2 protein-coding genes are annotated in these 2,803 nt (G+C 66.1%); both read right to left on the bottom strand.

Annotated features, from left to right (window positions below):
- Positions 1 to 515: 515 nt before the first annotated feature.
- On the bottom strand, positions 516 to 980 hold the full coding sequence (locus tag B7X32_RS20070) for a hypothetical protein (RefSeq protein WP_292723808.1): 465 nt from the start codon (positions 978 to 980) through the stop codon (positions 516 to 518).
- A 196-nt stretch (positions 981 to 1,176) separates the two neighbouring features.
- Complete coding sequence (gene proS / locus B7X32_RS20065) at positions 1,177 to 2,595, bottom strand: proline--tRNA ligase (protein WP_292723807.1); 1,419 nt, start codon at positions 2,593 to 2,595, stop codon at positions 1,177 to 1,179.
- Positions 2,596 to 2,803: the final 208 nt, after the last annotated feature.

The following is a 2,803-nucleotide window of genomic DNA, read 5'->3' as shown; positions in this document are numbered from 1 at the left end:
TGGGCCGTTTGACGCCCATCGAGTTCGAGACCATCATGAACACGACCGTCGCACTGGCGGCGTGACTACAACCTGTCACCTATCCGTGCAGCAGTCCCGTTTCATGCACTTGCTCGTCGGCTGGAGCCTGCTATTGCTTGGCAAGAGCAACTCGCAGAAGACAGCGAGTACCTCGCGGAGCTTGTCTTCTCACCTGAACAATTTCGGTCCGAGATCCGCGACCGCGTCGTGTTGACGCGCCAACACTTGAAATTGCCTGTCGTGGACGACCGCACCAGCTCTGGCCTTCTCCCCTACTAGTCCGCGTCCGTCTCCGGGCGATGCGAGTGGACCCGATCACCGCTTACTTCCATCTCCCCGGCATCCCCCGTTGACCGCCGCCGTCACGGCCGGACTCCGAGGTGGGGAATGCTGTTCAGGCCTCACGAAGGGGCCCCGCGGGACCACTCCCATGGCGCTCCTCGCCCACTCCCCCGGATCCTCTCACGGCAGCCAGGCGCTCTGAGCCCTGGGGCTCACGGCAGCCCGTCTTCGCAGTTGCTCCCGGGCTGTGCTTTCGACCACAACTCGTAGCCGGCGCCGCTGGATGAGTCGACTCGCCATGCCGGAAACTTGACGAACTCGTCCATCGCAAGACCCCAGGTCGAGCCTGCCGCGGCTCGATGGGCCTTGGACCACTCGTACATCAGCTGGCCTGTGTGGGACCAGTCCCGCTGGTTCATCTGCGTAGCGACGGCGTCAGGCATGGGCGCGCTGTTCGGAGTGCTGTAGTCATACGCACATGAGTAGGTGCGACCACTATCGCTGACATAGCTCAGCGAGATGGTGACGTTGGTCGTGTAAAGGGAATTGCGCACGCCGACGAGGATCACGTTCACGGCGGCAACCGGGATCGTGAGGGCGGCCGCCACGGCGACCACGGCGATGAGCCATGGTTTGAGCCGTCGCCGCCGAGCCGGCGCAGTGGGTGACTGGATCACAGGACCCTCTCGTTCTCCTCGTGTCGCGGTCTGGACGAACGTCGCTGCGCCTCAGGATACAACAAAATGAACGCGTTCGAAATTGGCGGACGGGTCGTCGAAGAGTCCACTACGCGGTGCGGCAGCTGCCCGGAGACGGAAGCACCGCCCGGATTCCGGGTGCTCCACACCCAGGGGCGAACCGCCGGGCGCTGCGTCAGTACGCGCGCGCGACGATCGCGACGAGATCCTGTTCAGGGTTCAGCGGGTCGGGCATCCGTCCGTCGCGCGTCTGCAGGCAGCGCACGGTGATGGCGTCCTTGTTGAGCTGCTTCTCGCCGGCCTCGCCGAGCGAAGCCCAGTCGATCACCGCGAAACCGGTCTTGGCGGCTTCCCGCGCCTCGTCGATCGTCGAGACGTGCGTCGTGCGCTCGGCGAGGCGCTTGCGGGCGCTCGCGAGCATGTCGTCCTGCATCTGTTCCAGGAGCGCCGGGACCGTGGATGCGAGGTCCCCCAGGGGCAGCGTCGACTTGCCGTCCGCGTCGCGGCGCGCGTACGTGACCTGGGCCGCGTCGAGGTCGCGCGGCCCGACCTCTACGCGAAGCGGGACGCCCTTGAGCTCCCACTCCGTGGCGCGTCGGCCGAAACCGGGAGTGATGCGCGCGTCGAGCTTCGCACGCACCCCGACTGCGAAGAGGTCTGCGACGATCTGCTTCGCGGCGTCGACCGTGCGGTCGTCGTCCTTCACGGCGATGACGACCACCTGATGCGGCGCGATGCGCGGCGGGATGCGGAGCCCTGATTCGTCGCCGTGCGACATGAACAGGCCGCCCATCATCCGAGTCGACGAGCCCCACGAGGTGGTCCAGGTGGTCTGCACCGTGCCGCCGGCGTCGGTGTAGGTGATGTCGAAGGCGGTGGAGAAGTTCTGGCCGAGTTCATGGCTCGTCGCCATCTGCAGCGCCTTGCCGTCGCCCATCATGGCCTCGCACGTCATCGTGTTGATCGCGCCCGCGAAGCGCTCCGACGGGCTCTTGAACCCCGGCAGGACCGGGATCGCGAGCACGTTCTCCAGGAAGTCCTTGTACACCTCGAGGTGAATGCGCGTGGCGTACGCGGCGGCATCCTCACGGGTGGCGTGAGCGGTGTGCCCTTCCTGCCAGAGGAATTCGCTGGTGCGCAGGAACAGCCGCGGACGCATCTCCCAGCGCACGACGTTCGCCCACTGGTTCAACAGCATGGGCAGATCGCGGTGGGATTGGATCCACTTCGCCATCAACTCGCCGAACACAGTCTCGGAGGTCGGCCGCACGACCACCGGCTCGGTGAGCTCCTTGCCGCCGGCGTGCGTGACCACGGCGAGTTCAGGACTGAACCCCTCGACGTGCTCGGCCTCGCGCTCGAGGTAGGACTGCGGGATGAACAGCGGCAGGTACACGTTCTCGGCGCCGGTCGCCTTGATGCGGGCGTCCACCTCGGCCTGCATCCGCTCCCACATCGCGTACGCGTACGGTCGGATGACCATCGTGCCGCGCACGGGTCCGTTGTCGGCGAGTTCGGCCTTCTCGAGCACGTCCTGGTACCACCGGGGGAAGTCGGTGTCGATCGATGCGAGGATCTTCTGTCGTTCTGCCACCAAGCCAGGGTATTGCCCCGGCGCGATCTCCCCTCGCCTGCATCGCGTACTCTGTTGGCAATCTCGGCACCTGGCCGCGACGTCCGATCTCGGCGCGAAGGGGAAACACGATGGGGGTCATCTTTCCTGCGGGCTCGGTCTCCGTGACGACCGCGGACGGCGACATCGTCATCCTGCGGATCTGCGATCTGTGCGGCGCGGCCGTCAT

Source organism: Microbacterium sp. 13-71-7, from assembly GCF_002257455.1.
Lineage (GTDB): Bacteria > Actinomycetota > Actinomycetes > Actinomycetales > Microbacteriaceae > Microbacterium.
Note: the sequence above shows the minus strand (reverse complement) of the source record. Positions and strands in the feature narration are given on the sequence as shown.